The 19,212-nt window shown below is 31.4% G+C and carries 14 protein-coding genes; 12 read left to right on the top strand and 2 right to left on the bottom strand.

Annotated elements, in window-relative coordinates; genetic code table 11:
* Positions 1-291: 291 nt before the first annotated feature.
* Entirely contained in the window at positions 292-2,916 is a 2,625-nt protein-coding gene (locus HMPREF2647_RS05955; RefSeq protein ID WP_070859718.1) for a YfhO family protein, read from the bottom strand.
* Complete coding sequence (locus HMPREF2647_RS05950) at positions 2,906-5,512, bottom strand: YfhO family protein (RefSeq protein WP_017174590.1); 2,607 nt, start codon at positions 5,510-5,512, stop codon at positions 2,906-2,908. Before HMPREF2647_RS05950 ends, HMPREF2647_RS05955 begins: the two co-directional genes overlap by 11 nt.
* A gap of 255 nt (positions 5,513-5,767) precedes the next feature.
* On the opposite strand from HMPREF2647_RS05950, the gene ylqF reads away from it, so the two are divergent.
* From ylqF to rpsB, 12 genes are all read left to right on the top strand, one after another.
* Complete coding sequence (gene ylqF / locus HMPREF2647_RS05945; RefSeq protein WP_017174591.1) at positions 5,768-6,652, top strand: ribosome biogenesis GTPase YlqF; 885 nt, start codon at positions 5,768-5,770, stop codon at positions 6,650-6,652.
* Positions 6,636-7,403, top strand: coding sequence for a ribonuclease HII (locus tag HMPREF2647_RS05940; RefSeq protein WP_017174592.1), 768 nt, complete (start codon positions 6,636-6,638; stop codon positions 7,401-7,403). The genes ylqF and HMPREF2647_RS05940 overlap by 17 nt, the downstream gene beginning before the upstream one ends.
* Positions 7,404-7,529: 126 nt before the next feature.
* Positions 7,530-8,696 carry an ADP-forming succinate--CoA ligase subunit beta gene (sucC, locus tag HMPREF2647_RS05935; protein ID WP_017174593.1) on the top strand — a complete coding sequence of 389 codons (1,167 nt, stop codon included), beginning with the start codon at positions 7,530-7,532 and terminating at the stop codon, positions 8,694-8,696.
* 21 nt (positions 8,697-8,717) lie between these two features.
* Positions 8,718-9,623, top strand: coding sequence for a succinate--CoA ligase subunit alpha (gene sucD, locus HMPREF2647_RS05930; RefSeq protein ID WP_037540990.1), 906 nt, complete (start codon positions 8,718-8,720; stop codon positions 9,621-9,623).
* 257 nt (positions 9,624-9,880) lie between these two features.
* Complete coding sequence (dprA, locus tag HMPREF2647_RS05925; protein ID WP_049434046.1) at positions 9,881-10,753, top strand: DNA-processing protein DprA; 873 nt, start codon at positions 9,881-9,883, stop codon at positions 10,751-10,753.
* Between the two features lie 138 nt (positions 10,754-10,891).
* Complete coding sequence (topA, locus tag HMPREF2647_RS05920; protein ID WP_017174596.1) at positions 10,892-12,961, top strand: type I DNA topoisomerase; 2,070 nt, start codon at positions 10,892-10,894, stop codon at positions 12,959-12,961.
* A 23-nt stretch (positions 12,962-12,984) separates the two neighbouring features.
* Entirely contained in the window at positions 12,985-14,292 is a 1,308-nt protein-coding gene (trmFO, locus tag HMPREF2647_RS05915; protein WP_002455420.1) for an FADH(2)-oxidizing methylenetetrahydrofolate--tRNA-(uracil(54)-C(5))-methyltransferase TrmFO, read from the top strand.
* Between the two features lie 137 nt (positions 14,293-14,429).
* Positions 14,430-15,323: a tyrosine recombinase XerC gene (gene xerC, locus HMPREF2647_RS05910; RefSeq protein ID WP_017174598.1), complete on the top strand. Its 894-nt coding sequence runs from the start codon at positions 14,430-14,432 to the stop codon at positions 15,321-15,323.
* Positions 15,324-15,869 carry an ATP-dependent protease subunit HslV gene (gene hslV, locus HMPREF2647_RS05905; RefSeq protein WP_002448739.1) on the top strand — a complete coding sequence of 182 codons (546 nt, stop codon included), beginning with the start codon at positions 15,324-15,326 and terminating at the stop codon, positions 15,867-15,869.
* A gap of 66 nt (positions 15,870-15,935) precedes the next feature.
* Positions 15,936-17,336: an ATP-dependent protease ATPase subunit HslU gene (hslU, locus tag HMPREF2647_RS05900; protein ID WP_017174599.1), complete on the top strand. Its 1,401-nt coding sequence runs from the start codon at positions 15,936-15,938 to the stop codon at positions 17,334-17,336.
* 21 nt (positions 17,337-17,357) lie between these two features.
* A complete protein-coding gene (codY, locus tag HMPREF2647_RS05895; protein WP_017174600.1) occupies positions 17,358-18,134 on the top strand; it encodes a GTP-sensing pleiotropic transcriptional regulator CodY in 777 nt (258 codons plus the stop codon).
* 220 nt (positions 18,135-18,354) lie between these two features.
* Positions 18,355-19,143, top strand: a complete 789-nt coding sequence (gene rpsB / locus HMPREF2647_RS05890; protein ID WP_002448842.1) for a 30S ribosomal protein S2 — start codon at positions 18,355-18,357, stop codon at positions 19,141-19,143.
* The last annotated feature ends 69 nt before the right edge of the window (positions 19,144-19,212 follow it).

Below are 19,212 nucleotides of genomic sequence, written 5' to 3'. Positions count from 1 at the left end.
ATTATAATCTTTATACATAAGACATCTCGTTGATTTAGTTTAGTGATGTTTATTAAATTGTACGAATATGCCTTATTTTCTAAAGTATTTCAATGTAAAATTACATATAAATACAAAATATTTTGGCAAGACTCTTGAGAGAATAGGACAAGCTGAAGACTGCAGGCTGAAGCTATTCCCTAAAAAAGCGATCCAACAATACCCAGTATTGTAAATAAAGAAGCCAGTAAATGAATTTATTATAAACTCATTTACTGGCTATTTTGCTAGTAATTATGACCCAGGCTCTTTTTATTTTAATTGATTTTTTCTTTTTAAATATCTGCTAAATATTATACTGCTTATTATTCCGATAACGCTCAAAATTAATAGTATATAAAAATGTGGTGGTGTATAAGATAATTCAATATGAGTATCATTTTTCTTGACTGGAATAGCTGTCATAATACCGTTAGCTTGTTTTACATCTACATCGTGTCCATTAACACGTGCATGCATACCATTAGCATAGGCGATTGGTACCACTAAGTATCCAGAAGTTCCTTTAGGTTTAGTGAATGTATAGCCACTTCTAAATTGTGAAATAGTCACAGGTTTAAGTGATTTAGAAGCTTGTTTCAATGTATGATAATCTTCTCCATAGATACCTTTAATAGATAATCGATAATGTCCTTTAGTAAGACGAATCTTTAATTGATCCGAAGCTTTTACTCTCATTGTTACAGGCGTTACAAAACGTCGATATTTATAACTTAGCATATTACGATTTTGAGCATATTCATTTACTCCTATAGAATGCTCAATATCGGGAGCTAACAATTCTACATCCATTTCGACATACATATCTTTATATTGATTTGCTAAAGTTTTAGGTAATGTTAATGTGATACCACCATTATTTTTTTTTACGTTTAAATGAGTTTTATCTTTCCAAGTAGCATTATTTGTAGATTGATATGCTTTACTTAATAGGTTTTTATTTTGAGTGAAAGAAGTATTCGCTTTGATTGAATCATCATCTAATACTACACCTTGTAGCATCGCTTGCTCACGATCTAATGGCGATTTGAGATCATGTTTATTAAAAATCTTATTAGTAATATGCGTGGCTGGATAATTAATAGTATTTTCTGAATGAATTAATTTATCTGAACCATTATTGATAGTATCTACCTTTTTAAAACCATAAGGCATATTCAGATCATTAGGATGTCGGAATCGATCTTGAACATCCCACATGGCTTCTAAATTTGCTCGATTCCCTAAGTATCGATATGTACTATTTTTATCAACAGGCATATTAATTTGCATTTCTTTATCATAGTATTTTAATATGTCACCATCAAAAATACTTGAGTAAAGTGAAATGCCATTATAATGGTAAATAAATGGTGAATTGAGTGCATAGGCTGACATGTAATCGATACGATGGAAAGGATTTTTATTATCTTTTTGTTTTTTAATATTATTAATTTTTTTAGCAAGTTTATGATTATAATAACTTGAATCTGTTAATGTTTTCGTAGTCGTTGCATATGGATCAATAGTACGGGCTCGTGAATCGTGTGTCATTATAATTTGTTGTACAAAGAATAGTAATACAATAGCTATTAGTATATAAGGTTGATATAACCATTGTTTTTTCCATACTACAAAGATTAAAACGATGATTAAAAATAATGGTACAATCATCCAATTGACATAAGCACTTGCAAATATATAGTGATATAAACCAAATATAAATACCGGAATTGCTACAAGTAAATATTGTTTTAATGTAAGTTCAGATAAATATTGAATATATAATGCAATTAAGATACTAGTTGAAATAGATAAAAAGTATACCCATCGACGTTGTGGTAATGAAAAGCCATTAAATGCACTATCAAAGTATTGTGATAACGATCCAATAAGTAAAAACCAAGTGATGATAGCAAAAATTTTATAATAGTAGTGACGATATAACTTAAACGTAAATAAAGCCATTAATGCAATAATCGAAACTGTGATATAAAAACCATCAGAAAAAATATGATATTTACTTTGTGTTAAATCTGTAAACAATGTAATATTAAAGTCATCATTTTGGGCTCTATCATTGTTTAGGAATGAAGATACACCTGTATAGAATCCTAAAATACTAGATAAAAGCGCAAGTATTGCACCAATAACGAGTAAATAAAATTTTTCCCATCTTGATACGATATCACAACGATATTTAAAAATGACTCTTAATATGAAATAAATCCCTAATACAATAGCTTGGTAGTAACTGAAATAAAAATTAGAAAATAAGGTCAGAGCAACTGAAAAGATAAATAGCCCTATTCTTCTTTTTTGGAAGAAACGTTCCATTCCCCATAAAGATAAAGGTAATAAAATCAATAAGTCTCCATAAAATGACCATGTATAGTTATAGTAAAGCACAAGAGTGGATGCACCATATAAAATAGTAGCGATAAGCAATGGCGCTGTTTTCAACTTTAGCCATTTTAAATAGTAAAATACAACAATAATTGTAATAATCGTTCTAGCGTAAGCGATTATTAATTGGTTAGTTGCCCAAAAGGCGATATGACTCGTTTGCCAATGAAATAAAAAATGACTTACCCAGATTATAAAAAAATTAATCCACATTATGGGAGATAAAGAATAATAATAGGCCAACCCCTTAATGTAATCTCCGCCTAATCCAAAAGATTGATCATAGGCTCCTTTGAACTTACTGTAATGTTCATATAAGTACATTTGAAATGGCATCATTTGTCTAAAACCATCTCCAGAACCACTAAATACAAATCCTTCTTTGAAATAATCTTGAATAAATGGATAATAAATTGCTAAAGAAATGATATTAGCAATTATAAATATAGATAAAAAGGTCAATAATCGATTGGACCGAATTTTATTGATCAATGTTTTTCCTCAACTTTCTCTTTTTGGTATTAACAAATCTAACAAATACAACACTTATTACTATACTGATGAGTGAGATTAAAATCATAGTATTCCAATAAGGTGGTTGATATTTAATAATTATTTTTTTAGCAGATGAATTAACAGGAACGCCTGTCATCATGTAATTAACTTTCATAGGTTTAATACGGTGTCCATCAACATACGCTTGCATCCCTTCTCTATAAGGAATATTAATTGAAGCAATCCCTTTATCATGTTTAGCTAAGTTGACTTCAACGCCGTTTTTAATATCTTTATATTTGTTATTAAAATCAGCTTTTTTATGCATTTGTTTTAATATTTTATAGTTTTCACCATTTAATTGTTGAAGGTTTAAATAAAATGTTCCTTTAGGAGATAAAGTGATATTAATGTTTCCCTTATTATCAGGTTGTGTTCGATAAAGTTGAGTATCAATACCAGTACGATAAGTAGAATTGTTAAATAATCGGTGATTTGCATAATTATTTACAGAGACTGTGTAATTACTATCAGGATTACCACGCTTTATTTTCATCGTAACGTAAAAATCATCATACTTTTGGCGTAATGATTGAGGTAAGTGTATCGTTAATGTTCCACCTTTATCTCCAATTACTTTATAGACATTACCATTTAAATGTTTTAAATTTTTATAACTCAATGATGATTGATTTAATAAATTAGGAGCTTTAGCTTTATAACTTGTGCCTTCATTGTTTAAAATCACACCTTTTAACATTGCATGTTCTCTATCAATTGCAGTCGTCAATTTTTTACTATTGTATATAGAATCAGTTACTTTAACAGATGGTAAGTTAAGTGTATTTTCATAAATACCATATTGTCCGCTTGATTTTATTTTTTTGAAGTAGGAAGGTAAGTTATTTTGATAATTTTTTAGCATCATATAACGCACTGAAAATAGACTCGCGATATTTTGTCGTCCATTCGTTGATTGATATCTACTCAATGACTCCTCAGCTAAATTAATTTTTAAAGCATCGTAATAATAATCGAGTATATTATGATGAAAAATACTTGAATATAAACTTAACCCTTTAAAATGTTGATACATCGGTGTATTATCTTGCTCGTTGACTCTCCAATCGATACGTTCATCTTCATGCTTATTTTGATTCATTTCTTGAACAAGTGCACGTTGTAAGTCGGAACTATATAAACTGGAATTAATATAAAACGTATTTCCACGATCAGTGTGATCTTTATAGTAAATTTGATTTTTAATAAATACTATAGAGACCAAGATACTTAATAATATAATTGAAACACTATATAAATAACTTAATTTAAAACGATATGTACGATCTTTAATGATAAGAACCATCAATCCAATCAAAGATACAATAGGGACTAATATGAACCATGCTAAAAATTTATGATATATCATAGCACTTATAAATATAACTAATTCTGCAATAATATTACTTATTAGATAAGATTTTGTAGTTAGTGTTTTGAAATATTTTAAAAATAATCCGATTAATAGTGTGGAATTAAAAGCTAAAATAAAATGCCAACGCTTTTGAGGCGCTGAAAAACCATTAAATACTTGGTCGATGAAAGGTATAAAACTAAATATAATAAATACAAAGGTAAGGATAGCAAATAAACGATAATAATAATGTTTATATAATTTAAAACTTAAAAGAGCTTGAATGGTAATAAATAATAATACAATTAAATAATTATCAAAGAAAATATTTGTATTAATATCTAATTTTTCAAATGTATCAACTGCTCCAGAAAAAGGTACACGACGGTTATTTAAAAAGCTTTGAGCACCATGAAAAAAGATAAATAAACTATTACCTAAACCTAACAGGGCACTAATGATTAAAGTTAAAAATGCTTTACTTCTTGAGAGAATATCTTTTGGATGTCTAAATATTATACGAATCAGTATATAACCCGCACCTATTAAACAAAGATAGTATGCAAAATAAAAGTTATTAATTAGTATTAAAGAAACAGTAACAATGAATAGTCCAAACTTCTGTTTTTGTAAGACTCTTTCAATAGAGAGTAATAATAACGGCATCCAAACAAACACATCACTAAAGAAGGGCCAATACACTGTAAAGCGATAATATAAGGGTGACATAACAAATAAAAACGCTACAACTAAGCTTAACCATTTGTTATTTGAAATGTATTTACTATATAAATAAGTGCAATACATGGCAATCATTGCTTTAATCATGGACATAATCAGTGCATTAATCATCCAAAATAATACATTATGCGTATGTAAAGGAATAAAAATTTTAATAAGTGCAATAAATACTACATTTATTATAAATAAAATATTTGTGGAGAAGTAGTAACTAAGATCTGTAAAGAAATCGCCACCTAATCCAAAATCAGTGGAATAAAACAAATTGCCACTACTCCATTTATCAAATAAATACATTTGAATTGGAACCATTTGTTCCATTCCATCATTTGGACCTGTAAATAAAATACCATCGTGAATAAAACGATAAATGACATAACTATGTCCTATGATGGACAGTGCTATAAAAAGTCCTAGATAAGTAAAGAATTTTTTCATATTAAACCTCTATAGTTAGAATGTACTATTCATAATTAAAAAATGACTACATACTAAATTGTAGAGTATTAAACTTCTTAATAAAAGTATTTATATGTTTTATAAAAAATTAGAAATTTGTTTTTAATATTAGCGATTTAATGAATATGAAATAGCATGTTAAAATATAATAGAATTGATAATAGTAGTGAAGATTTTAAATATTGATTATAATCGAACAGTTGAAATAAATTTAATGAAAGTAGGGTGAATGTCATGGTGATTCAATGGTATCCAGGGCATATGGCAAAGGCCAAAAGAGAAGTGACAGAACAACTTAAGAAAGTAGATGTGGTATTTGAACTTGTTGACGCACGTATACCGTATAGTTCAAGAAATCCAATGATTGATGATGTCATTAAACAAAAACCACGCGTAGTTATTTTAAATAAAAAAGATATGTCGAATTTAAATGAAATGCAAAAGTGGGAACATTTCTTTACTGATAAAGGTTTTTATCCTGTAGCAGTTGATGCGAAACACGGCAAAAATTTAAAAGGTGTAGAATATGCTGCAATTGAAGCGACTAAAGAAAAATTTGAGAAAGAAAAAGCGAAAGGACTTAAACCTAGAGCAATACGTGCCATGATTGTTGGTATACCTAATGTGGGGAAATCTACATTAATTAATAAGTTAGCTAAAAAAAATATTGCTCAAACAGGAAATAAGCCGGGAGTAACGAAACAACAACAATGGATTAAAGTAGGTAAAGCATTACAACTACTAGATACGCCAGGTATTTTATGGCCTAAATTTGAAGATGAAACTGTAGGTAAAAAACTAAGCCTTACTGGTGCCATTAAAGATAGTATCGTACACTTAGATGAAGTAGCAATATACGGTTTACACTTCTTAATTAAACATGATATTGAAGGATTGAAGAATCATTACAATATTGATGTAGAAACTGATGCAGAAATTTTAGAATGGTTTGATGCTATTGGACGTCGACGTGGGTTATTACAAAAAGGAAATGAAGTCGATTACGAGGCTGTCATCGAATTGATTATTAATGATGTGCGTAATGCTAAAATTGGAACTTATTGTTTTGATATTTATTCAGAAATGAAAGGGGACTTAGATTATGCCTCAAACAATTAAAGAGATTAAAGCATTATTAGACACAATTGATTCAATTGAAGCACTTGAACAACATGAATTAATGAGTGATACAAGAAAAGGGGTACAGCAAAATATAGTACGACGTCGTAAACAGCTTTTAAAAGATCAAGAAACACGAGAACATTATCAACAAATGAATAAATATGAAAATGAAATATTAAAGGACAATCCTAATGCTTTAATATGTGGGATTGATGAAGTAGGTCGTGGTCCACTTGCTGGGCCTGTTGTAGCTTGTGCAGTCATTTTAAATAAAGAACATCAATATTTAGGATTAGATGACTCGAAGAAAGTTTCAGCAACAAAGCGAAAAATACTTAACGAACAATTAAAAGAAGGCGTTTATGATTATGCTTACGGGATAGCAAGCGCTGAAGAAATTGATGAGTTCAATATTTACAACGCAACCAAATTAGCTATGAAACGTGCTATTAATCAATTAACAGAACAACCTAACCATTTACTTATTGATGCTATGACATTGGATAATGCAATTCCTCAAACTTCTATTATTAAAGGAGATGCTAAAAGTGTTTCTATTGCTGCTGCTAGTATCATGGCAAAAGAATATAGGGATGGTTTAATGGCGGAAGTAGCACTGAAATATCCTGGTTATGATTTTGAAAAAAATGTAGGATATGGCACTAAATCACACCTTCAAGGATTAAAACAATTAGGCATAACGCCATATCATCGTAAAACGTTTGAGCCTGTTAAATCAATGATATAATTAAATAAAAATAAAATTATTTGAATTTAAAAACTATTGCAAAAAGTATAACACTTTCAGTTTACAAAAGCGCTTACATTTTCTATAATTAAAGTGAATTTAACCTAAGAAACAGGAGGATGGAAGATGAATATCCATGAGTATCAAGGTAAAGAAATATTTCGTGCTATGGGTGTAGCCGTTCCAGAAGGACGTGTAGCATTTACTGCTGAAGAAGCGGTGGAAAAGGCAAAAGAATTAAATTCAGATGTTTATGTAGTGAAAGCACAAATTCACGCTGGGGGTAGAGGTAAAGCAGGTGGAGTTAAAATTGCTAAATCACTGTCTGAAGTTGAAACTTATGCTAATGAATTATTAGGCAAGCAATTAGTAACGCATCAAACTGGACCTGAGGGTAAAGAAGTTAAACGCTTATATATCGAAGAAGGTTGTGATATTCAAAAAGAATATTATGTAGGCTTTGTCATTGATCGTGCTACTGATCGTATTACATTGATGGCTTCTGAAGAAGGTGGAACTGAAATTGAAGAAGTTGCAGCTAAAACGCCAGAAAAGATCTTTAAAGAAACAATCGATCCAGTGATAGGGTTATCACCATTCCAAGCACGTCGTATTGCATTCAATATCAATATTCCAAAAGAATCTGTAAATAAAGCAGCAAAATTCTTACTTTCTTTATATAATGTTTTTGTTGAAAAAGATTGTTCTATTGTTGAAATTAATCCACTTGTAACAACGGGTGATGGTGATGTTTTGGCTTTAGATGCGAAATTAAATTTTGATGATAATGCATTATTTAGACATAAAGATATTTTAGAATTACGTGATTTAGAAGAAGAAGATCCAAAAGAAATTCAAGCATCTAAATATGATTTATCATATATTGCTTTAGATGGTGACATTGGTTGTATGGTTAATGGTGCCGGATTAGCCATGGCTACAATGGATACAATTAATCATTTCGGTGGTACTCCAGCTAACTTCCTAGACGTTGGTGGCGGTGCTACAAAAGAAAAAGTAACTGAAGCATTCAAAATCATCTTGGGGGATGATAATGTTAAAGGTATTTTTGTAAATATCTTCGGTGGAATTATGAAATGTGATGTGATTGCAGAAGGTATTGTAGCAGCAGTTAAAGAAGTCGAATTAACTTTACCTTTAGTTGTTCGTTTAGAAGGCACAAACGTTAAACGTGGTAAAGAGATTTTAAATGAATCTGGTCTAGCAATTGAACCAGCAGCAACAATGGCTGAAGGTGCACAACAAATTGTTAAACTTGTTAAAGAAGCGTAAGGAAAGGATGGGAACACTAAAATGGGTGTATTTATAGATAAGAATACTAAGGTAATGGTGCAAGGTATTACAGGGTCTACTGCCCTTTTCCATACAAAACAAATGCTTGATTATGGCACACAAATTGTCGCAGGGGTAACACCAGGTAAAGGTGGACAAGTTGTTGAAGGCGTGCCAGTGTATAATACAGTAGCTGAAGCTAAAAAAGAAACAGGTGCTAACGTATCAGTAGTTTACGTACCAGCACCATTTGCTGCAGATTCAATTTTAGAAGCAGCTGATGCAGAATTAGATATGGTGATCTGTATTACTGAACATATTCCAGTTGTTGATATGATTAAAGTGAAACGTTATTTAGAGGGTAGAAAAACACGTTTAGTTGGACCGAACTGTCCTGGTGTAATTACGGCAGATGAATGTAAAATTGGTATTATGCCAGGTTATATTCATAAAAAAGGGCATGTAGGTGTTGTTTCTCGTTCAGGTACTTTAACATATGAAGCAGTACATCAATTAACTGAAGAAGGTATTGGTCAAACCACAGCAGTAGGTATCGGTGGGGACCCAGTTAACGGTACAAACTTTATCGATGTACTTAAAGCATTTAATGAAGATGAAGAAACAAAAGCTGTTGTTATGATTGGCGAAATCGGTGGTACTGCTGAAGAAGAAGCAGCTGAATGGGTCAAAGCAAACATGACTAAACCAGTGGTTGGTTTTGTTGGTGGACAAACAGCACCTCCAGGAAAACGTATGGGCCATGCAGGTGCAATCATCTCAGGTGGTAAAGGAACTGCTGCAGAAAAAATTAAAACGCTTAATGAATGTGGTGTTAAAACAGCAGATACACCATCAGAAATTGGTACAACACTAATTGAAGCGGCAAAAGAAGCAGGCATTTATGAAGAACTATTAACAGTGAAGTAGCAATTATGTAATTAATAATTGAATTCAAACTGTCAACAATTACTGAAATTTGTTGGCAGTTTTTCTTATATATATCGTAGACTACAATATATTATAAATGACTGAACGCTCTATTTTTCACATGTTATGAAATCAAAAAGTATACATAATCTTTTAATATTATTACTCCTTACATTTATATATCAAATTTGTCTTATAAATGAAATTTTACTGTTAATGATTCACGGTATAATAAATTAAAAGGAGACATTTACTTCATGAATGATTTTATTTTATTAAAAATGAGATGGATAGGGTATACGACCCAACATATTCATCATTTACTCAATGTATTTCCAAAATTTTTCAATGTTAATGAACATGATCAATTTGAAATGATCAATGAATGGGAATCTCTATATTTAAAAAAGAAGCGTTTTACTCAATTAACAGAGATTTCTTACGATTATATTCAAACCCAACTTTCTAGATATCAGGTTAACTATGTTACTTCATTTTCTTCTCAATATCCTTCATTGCTTAAAACTATTTACGACTATCCTTTTATATTATTTTATCGTGGAAATATACATTTATTATCATCTACGTATACTTTAGGTGTTGTAGGTTCACGTGAGGCCACAAATTATTCTAAGTGTGCACTAGATTATCTATTTCCTCACTTTATAAATATTCCACTAACGATTGTATCCGGTTTAGCGAAAGGTGCTGATAGCATAGCTCATCAATTCGCATTAAAACATCATCTTCCAACTATTGCAGTTCTAGGTTTTGGTCATTTAAATCATTATCCAAAGGAAACACGAAAGTTACGCAATATAATTGAAGAAACTGGTTTAGTCATAAGTGAATATCCTCCTTTAACAAAAATAAACAAATATCAATTCCCTGAAAGAAATCGTCTGATAAGCGGGTTGTCTCGTGGTGTATTAATTACTGAAGCTAAAATTAAAAGTGGTAGTCAAATTACAATAGATTGTGCTTTAGATCAAAATAGAAATGTTTATGTACTGCCTGGATCAATGTTTAATCCTTTGACAAGAGGAAATTTATTACGTGCTCAAGAAGGTGCAATGATTGTTTCAGAAGCAGAAGATATATTATATGATTATCGCTTTTTAAACGATTAAATATATAAATAATTAATTGTGAAAATTCAAAGGATATTTCACAAAAAAATATCTATATTGGATTAAAATATTGACAAAAACAAAATTAACCGTTTATCATTTATCTTTAGTAATTGAAAAAGCAAGGGGGAATTCACTTTGGCAGATAATTTAGTCATCGTTGAGTCGCCTGCAAAAGCGAAAACCATTGAAAAATATTTAGGTAAACGATATAAAGTTATTGCTTCTATGGGACACGTACGAGATTTACCAAGAAGTCAAATGGGTGTAGACGTAGAAGATAACTATGAACCAAAATATATAACTATTCGAGGTAAAGGTCCTGTTGTTAAAGATTTAAAAAAATATGCGAAAAAAGCTAAAAAAGTTTTCTTAGCTAGTGACCCTGACCGCGAAGGTGAAGCGATTGCTTGGCATTTATCAAAAATTTTAGAACTTGAAGAATCAAAAGAAAATAGAGTTGTATTTAATGAAATCACTAAGGATGCAGTAAAAGAAAGTTTTAAACATCCTCGTGGTATTGAAATGAATTTAGTTGATGCACAACAAGCGCGTCGTATTTTAGATAGACTTGTAGGTTATAATATTTCTCCAGTACTATGGAAGAAAGTAAAAAAAGGATTGTCAGCTGGTCGAGTACAATCAGTTGCTTTAAGATTAGTCATTGATCGTGAAAATGAAATCCGTAATTTTAAACCAGAAGAATATTGGTCAATTGAAGGTGAATTTAGATATAAAAAATCAAAGTTCACTGCTAAATTCTTACATTATAAAAACAAACCGTACAAATTAAAAACAAAAAAAGATGTTGAAAAAATTACATCCGAATTAAATGGTGATGAATTTGAAATCACTAATGTAAATAAAAAAGAAAAAACGAGATACCCTGCAAATCCATTTACAACGTCTACGTTACAACAAGAAGCAGCACGTAAACTTAATTTTAAAGCACGTAAGACTATGATGTTAGCACAGCAATTATATGAAGGTATCGATTTGAAACGACAAGGTACAGTTGGATTAATCACATATATGAGAACAGATTCAACACGAATCTCACAAACTGCTAAAGATGAAGCAAAATCATATATTGAAGAGAAATATGGTACTGAGTATACTTCAAACCGTAAAACAAAAGGTAAACAAGGGGATCAAGATGCCCATGAAGCTATTCGTCCAACAAGTACATTACGTACACCAGATGAAATGAAAGCATATTTAACACGTGATCAACATCGCTTGTATAAATTAATTTGGGAACGTTTTGTAGCAAGTCAAATGGCTCCTGCAGTTTTAGATACTGTGGCTTTAGATGTAACACAAAATGACATTAAATTTAGAGCAAATGGACAAACAATCAAATTTAAAGGCTTTATGACATTATATGTTGAAGCAAAAGATGACAAAGATAATGATAAAGAAAATAAATTACCAAAATTAAATCAAGGTGACAAAGTAACTGCAACACAAATTGAACCGGCACAACATTTCACTCAACCACCTCCACGATACACAGAGGCACGATTAGTTAAAACATTAGAAGAATTAAAAATTGGTAGACCTTCAACATATGCTCCAACGATTGACACAATTCAAAAACGTAATTATGTTAAACTTGAAAGTAAACGTTTTGTACCAACTGAACTAGGAGAAATCGTGTATGAGCAAGTGAAGGATTACTTCCCAGAAATTATTGATGTTGAATTTACAGTTAATATGGAAACCTTGCTCGATAAAATTGCTGAAGGTGATATCGGTTGGAGAAAAGTTATCGATAATTTCTATGGTAGTTTTAAATTAGATGTTGCACGTGCAGAGGAAGAAATGGAAAAAGTTGAAATTAAAGATGAACCAGCCGGCGAAGATTGTGAAGTATGTGGAGCTCCTATGGTAATAAAAATGGGACGTTATGGTAAATTTATGGCGTGCTCGAATTTCCCAGATTGTCGAAATACAAAAGCTATTGTTAAAACTATTGGTGTCACTTGTCCAAAATGCAAAGATGGCGATGTAGTTGAGAGAAAATCTAAGAAAAATAGATTATTTTATGGTTGTTCGAATTATCCAGAGTGTGATTTTATTTCTTGGGATAAACCAATAGGAAGAGATTGTCCAAAATGTAATCATTACTTGATGCAACATAAAAAAGGACGTAGTTCTCAAGTGATTTGTTCTAATTGTGACTATAAAGAAGAAGTACAAAAATAGAGTTTTATTAAAGGAGAATGTATATGAGTCAAACTGTTAATGTTATAGGCGCAGGATTAGCTGGTTCAGAAGCAGCTTATCAATTAGCAGAACGTGGTATTAAAGTGAATTTAATCGAAATGCGTCCTGTTAAACAAACGCCTGCCCATCATACAGATAAATTTGCTGAGTTAGTATGTTCTAATTCACTACGTGGTAATGCATTAACAAATGGTGTAGGTGTGCTTAAAGAAGAAATGCGACGTTTAGATTCATTAATCATCGCAGCAGCTGATAAAGCTAGAGTTCCAGCTGGTGGTGCATTAGCAGTAGATAGACATGACTTTGCTGGTTATATTACAGATACATTGAAAAATCATCCTAATGTAACTGTTTTGAATAAAGAAATTCACAGTATTCCAGAAGGACATACAATCATTGCAACAGGCCCGTTAACAACTGAACATTTAGCTAAAGAAATTGTAGAAATTACAGGTAAAGATCAACTATATTTCTACGATGCAGCAGCTCCAATCATTGAAAAAGATTCAATTGATATGGATAAAGTCTATTTGAAATCACGCTATGATAAAGGTGAAGCAGCATATTTAAACTGCCCTATGACTGAAGAAGAATTCAATCGTTTTTATGATGCGGTATTAGAAGCTGAAGTTGCACCTGTAAATGAATTTGAAAAAGAAAAATATTTTGAAGGATGTATGCCATTTGAAGTGATGGCTGGTAGAGGTCGTAAAACATTACTATTTGGTCCAATGAAACCAGTAGGATTAGAAGACCCTAAAACTGGTAAACGTCCATATGCAGTAGTGCAATTACGTCAAGATGACGCGGCTGGTACGCTTTATAATATTGTCGGCTTCCAAACACATTTAAAATGGGGCGCTCAAAAAGAAGTCATTCAATTAATTCCAGGTTTAGAAAATGTTGATATTGTTAGATATGGTGTGATGCATAGAAATACCTTCATTAATTCACCTGATGTTTTAAATGAAAAATATGAATTAATTAATAATGATAGAATTCAATTTGCAGGACAAATGACAGGTGTGGAAGGATATGTTGAAAGTGCAGCAAGTGGACTTGTAGCAGGTATCAATTTAGCGCATAAGTTACTTGGAAAAGGAGAAGTGATTTTTCCAAGAGAAACAATGATAGGCAGTATGGCTTATTATATTTCTCATGCTAAAAATGAAAAAAACTTCCAACCAATGAATGCTAACTTTGGTTTATTGCCGTCACTTGATCGCCGCATTAAAGATAAAAAAGAACGTTATGAAGCACAAGCATATCGTGCACTAGACTATTTAGAAAATTTCAAAAAAACGTTATAGATTTAAATTATAATAAAATATTTTGAAGGAATTTTTAAATTATTCACAAATTCTCAAAAGATTTTGAATTCTATAGCTAATTATTTTAGTCCCCCTCAGTTTATATGCTACAATGCATATGATGGAGGGGATTTTTAGTGGAAGAAATCCAAAAGAAATTTTTGAATATGCTTAAAGTTGAAAGAAATTTCTCCGACCATACATTAAAAGCGTATCATGACGATTTAGCTCAATTTAATCAGTTTTTAGAACAAGAACTTTTAAATTTAAGAACGTTTGAATATAAAGATGCAAGAAATTATCTAAGTTATTTATATTCCAATAATTTGAAACGTACTACTGTATCAAGAAAAATATCAACATTAAGAACATTTTATGAGTTCTGGATGACTCAAGATACATCTGTAAATAATCCTTTTATACAACTTGTACATCCTAAGAAAGAGCAATATCTTCCTCAATTTTTTTATGAAGAAGAAATGGAAGCATTATTTAATACTGTTTCAAACGATGCAAAAAAAGGATTAAGAGATAGAGTAGTAATTGAATTATTATATGCAACAGGCATTCGTGTTTCAGAACTTGTGAATATAAAGGTTATGGATTTAGATATGAATCTTCCAGGGGTAAAGGTATTGGGTAAGGGAAATAAAGAACGATTTGTGCCTTTTGGAGAGTTTTGTAGACAAAGTATTGAACAATATTTAGAAAAATTCAAACCACTTAAAGGTAAAAGTCATCCTTATTTAATTGTTAATATGAAAGGTGATCCTATTACTGAGAGAGGTATTAGATATCTTCTCAATGATGTAGTTAAACGTACAGCGGGGGTAACTGAAATCCACCCTCATAAATTAAGACATACATTTGCTACACATTTATTGAATCAAGGTGCAGACCTAAGAACAGTTCAATCTTTATTAGGACACGTTAACCTTTCTACAACTGGTAAGTATACACATGTATCTAATCAACAATTGCGCAAAGTGTATTTAAATGCACATCCTCGAGCAAAAAAGGAGAGTAAATAAATGAGTAAGACATCATTACATGCTACAACGATATATGCTGTAAGACACAATGGAGAAGCGGCAATGGCTGGAGACGGTCAAGTTACACTTGGTGAACAAGTAATTATGAAGCAAACAGCTAGAAAAGTAAGACGCTTATACGAAGGTAAAGTGTTAGCAGGATTTGCAGGAAGCGTAGCCGATGCATTTACATTATTTGAAAAATTTGAAACTAAATTACAACAATTTAGCGGTAATTTAGAACGCGCTGCTGTAGAACTTGCTCAAGAATGGCGTGGAGATAAGCAATTACGTCAACTGGAAGCCATGCTTATCGTAATGGATAAAGATGGTATTTTAGTGGTAAGTGGTACAGGTGAAGTCATTGCGCCTGACGATGATTTAATCGCTATTGGTTCAGGAGGAAACTATGCATTAAGTGCAGGAAGAGCACTTAAACGTCATGCTTCACATATGACTGCTAAAGAAATGGCATATGAAAGCTTAAAAGTGGCTTCAGATATTTGTGTATTTACAAATGATAATATTATTGTTGAGACTTTATAAATAACATATATAAACAAAACGGAAATGAATTGATATGGACATACATTAAGGTGGAGGTAATAGTAAATGGATGCAAACGGTATAAAATTAACACCTAAAGATATCGTATCTAAATTGGACGAATATATTGTAGGTCAAGAAGATGCAAAACGTAAAGTAGCAATCGCGTTAAGAAATAGATACAGAAGAAGTCTTCTTGATGAAGAAACTAAGCAAGAAATTGCACCCAAAAATATTTTAATGATTGGCCCAACTGGTGTAGGTAAAACAGAAATTGCACGCCGTATGGCAAAAGTCGTAGGTGCACCATTCATTAAAGTAGAAGCTACAAAATTCACTGAAGTTGGATATGTTGGACGTGATGTAGAAAGTATGGTTAGAGACTTGGTGGACGTGTCTGTAAGACTCGTAAAAGAGCAAAAGAAATCATTAGTTGAAGATGAAGCAACACAAAAAGCTAATGAAAAATTAGTAAAATTACTTGTTCCTAGTATGAAGAAAAAAGCAGCTCAAAATAATAATCCACTTGAATCTCTTTTAGGTGGTGCTATTCCTAATTTTAATCAGAATGACGAGGAAGAAGAAGCCCCTACAGAAGAAATCAAAACAAAACGGTCAGAAATAAGACAACAACTTTTAGCAGGTAAGCTAGAAGAAGAAAAAGTTAGAATCAAAGTTGAACAAGACCCTGGCGCATTAGGAATGTTAGGCACGAGTCAAAATCAACAAATGCAAGATATGATGAATCAATTGATGCCTAAACGAAAAGTAGAAAGAGAAGTACCAGTAAAAACAGCACGTAAAATTCTTACTGATGATTTTGCAGATGAATTAATTGATCAAGAAACTGCTAATCAAGAAGCTTTAGAATTAGCAGAACAAATGGGAATTATCTTTATCGATGAGATTGATAAAGTCGCTACAAACAATTCCAATAGTGGTCAAGATGTATCAAGACAAGGTGTTCAAAGAGATATATTACCAATCCTTGAAGGTAGCATGATTCAAACTAAGTATGGTACTGTAAATACTGAGCACATGCTATTTATTGGTGCTGGCGCTTTCCATGTTTCTAAACCAAGTGACTTGATTCCTGAGTTACAAGGGCGTTTTCCAATTCGAGTTGAACTTGAAAGCTTAACAGTCAATGATTTCTATAGAATATTGACTGAACCTAAGTTATCTCTTATAAAGCAGTATGAAGCACTGTTAAAAACTGAAGAAGTTACGGTCAACTTCTCTGATGAAGCGATAACACGATTAGCTGAAATGGCATATCAAGTGAATCAAGATACAGACAATATTGGTGCACGTCGATTACACACTATTTTAGAAAAAATGTTAGAAGATTTATCTTTTGAAGCACCAAATATGCCAAATGCAGTAGTAGATATAACACCACAGTATGTTGATGATAAGTTGAAATCTATTTCAACAAACAAAGATTTAAGTGCATTTATTTTATAATATAAATAAAGGAGAAATTTTATGAGCTTATTATCTAAAACTAGAGAATTAAATACATTATTACAAAAACATAAAGGCATTGCGGTAGACTTTAAAGATGTTGCTCAGACTATTAGTAATGTAACTGTTACAAATGTCTTCATCGTTTCTCGTAGAGGTAAAATTTTAGGTTCAAGTTTAAATGAACTTTTAAAGAGTGAACGAATTAGTAATATGTTGACTGAAAGTAAACATATTCCAAGTGAATACACTGAACTACTTATGCAAGTTCAACAAACTGAAGCGAATATTGATATTGATTCAGACTTGACAGTATTCCCTCCAGAACACAGAGATGTATTTATTAATAGTAGAACAACCATCTTCCCGATTTTAGGGGGAGGCGAACGCTTAGGTACACTGATTCTAGGAAGAGTTAAAGATGACTTTAATGAAAATGATTTAGTGCTTGGCGAATACGCTGCAACTGTTATTGGTATGGAAATTTTACGTGAGAAACATAATGAAGTTGAGAAAGAAGCACGTGATAAAGCTGCTATTACAATGGCAATCAATTCATTATCTTATTCTGAAAAAGAAGCGATTGAACATATTTTTGAGGAACTTGGTGGTAATGAAGGTCTATTAATTGCATCTAAAGTAGCAGATAGAGTAGGTATTACACGTTCTGTAATTGTAAATGCGTTACGTAAATTAGAAAGTGCTGGTGTAATAGAATCACGATCGCTTGGCATGAAAGGTACATTTATTAAAGTTAAAAAAGAAAAATTCTTAGATGAACTTAATCGAAGTGAATAAATATTTTTTAAAACTACTATCTATCTATTAAAATTAAGATAGTAGTTTTTTATTTTACACAGTTAAAAAATGTTGCGTAATGATTCTAGATATGATATTATTATTGACGGCTATAAAGCCAATACACACGTAGTGAATGTAAATATAAAGGGTGCAGTCTTAAGTATTGTCTTTATATTAGTTTACTATGGAGGTAATTAACCAATAGGAGGAATTTAACATGGCAGTAATTTCAATGAAACAATTACTAGAAGCCGGTGTTCACTTCGGTCACCAAACACGCCGTTGGAACCCAAAAATGAAAAAATATATCTTTACTGAAAGAAATGGTATTTATATCATTGACTTACAAAAAACAGTAAAAAAAGTTGAAGAAGCTTATAACTTCTTAAAACAAGTATCTGAAGATGGCGGTAAAGTCTTATTCGTAGGTACTAAAAAACAAGCACAAGAATCAGTTAAAGCTGAAGCAGAACGTGCTGGTCAATTCTACGTTAACCAAAGATGGTTAGGTGGAATCTTAACTAATTATAAAACAATCTCAAAACGTATTAAACGTATTTCTGAAATTGAAAAAATGGAAGAAGACGGTTTATTTGACGTTTTACCTAAAAAAGAAGTTGTTGAACTTAAAAAAGAATATGACCGTTTAATCAAATTCTTAGGCGGTATTCGTGATATGAAATCTATGCCTCAAGCATTATTCGTAGTTGACCCTCGTAAAGAGCGCAATGCGATTGCTGAAGCACGTAAATTAAATATCCCTATCGTTGGTATCGTTGACACTAACTGTGATCCTGATGAAATCGACTATGTTATCCCAGCGAATGATGATGCTATTCGTGCCGTTAAATTATTAACTGGTAAAATGGCTGACGCTGTCTTAGAAGGTCAACAAGGTATTTCAAACGATGAAGTAGCTGCAGAACAAAACATCGATTTAGATGAAAGTGAAGAAACTCAAAAAGCAGAATCAACTGAAGAAAATACTACTGTTGAATCAAACTAAGATATAGTTTAAATGGGTGATAAGATGTAATGCTTATCGCCCTTTTTTTAAAATATTTATTTAAAATGG

Origin of the sequence: Staphylococcus sp. HMSC035D11, assembly GCF_001836075.1 — a bacterium.
GTDB lineage: Bacteria > Bacillota > Bacilli > Staphylococcales > Staphylococcaceae > Staphylococcus > Staphylococcus hominis.
The sequence above is the reverse complement of the archived record's forward strand: the minus strand, read 5'-3'. Positions and strand labels throughout refer to the sequence as shown.

Coding starts and splice junctions, on each gene's coding strand:
- HMPREF2647_RS05940 (WP_017174592.1), top strand. CDS start 6,636: ATGCCTCAAACAATTAAAGAGATTAAAGCATTATTAGACACAATTGAT.
- dprA (WP_049434046.1), top strand. CDS start 9,881: ATGAATGATTTTATTTTATTAAAAATGAGATGGATAGGGTATACGACC.
- hslV (WP_002448739.1), top strand. CDS start 15,324: ATGAGTAAGACATCATTACATGCTACAACGATATATGCTGTAAGACAC.
- sucC (WP_017174593.1), top strand. CDS start 7,530: ATGAATATCCATGAGTATCAAGGTAAAGAAATATTTCGTGCTATGGGT.
- hslU (WP_017174599.1), top strand. CDS start 15,936: ATGGATGCAAACGGTATAAAATTAACACCTAAAGATATCGTATCTAAA.
- sucD (WP_037540990.1), top strand. CDS start 8,718: ATGGGTGTATTTATAGATAAGAATACTAAGGTAATGGTGCAAGGTATT.
- HMPREF2647_RS05950 (WP_017174590.1), bottom strand. CDS start 5,512: ATGAAAAAATTCTTTACTTATCTAGGACTTTTTATAGCACTGTCCATC.
- codY (WP_017174600.1), top strand. CDS start 17,358: ATGAGCTTATTATCTAAAACTAGAGAATTAAATACATTATTACAAAAA.
- trmFO (WP_002455420.1), top strand. CDS start 12,985: ATGAGTCAAACTGTTAATGTTATAGGCGCAGGATTAGCTGGTTCAGAA.
- ylqF (WP_017174591.1), top strand. CDS start 5,768: ATGGTGATTCAATGGTATCCAGGGCATATGGCAAAGGCCAAAAGAGAA.
- rpsB (WP_002448842.1), top strand. CDS start 18,355: ATGGCAGTAATTTCAATGAAACAATTACTAGAAGCCGGTGTTCACTTC.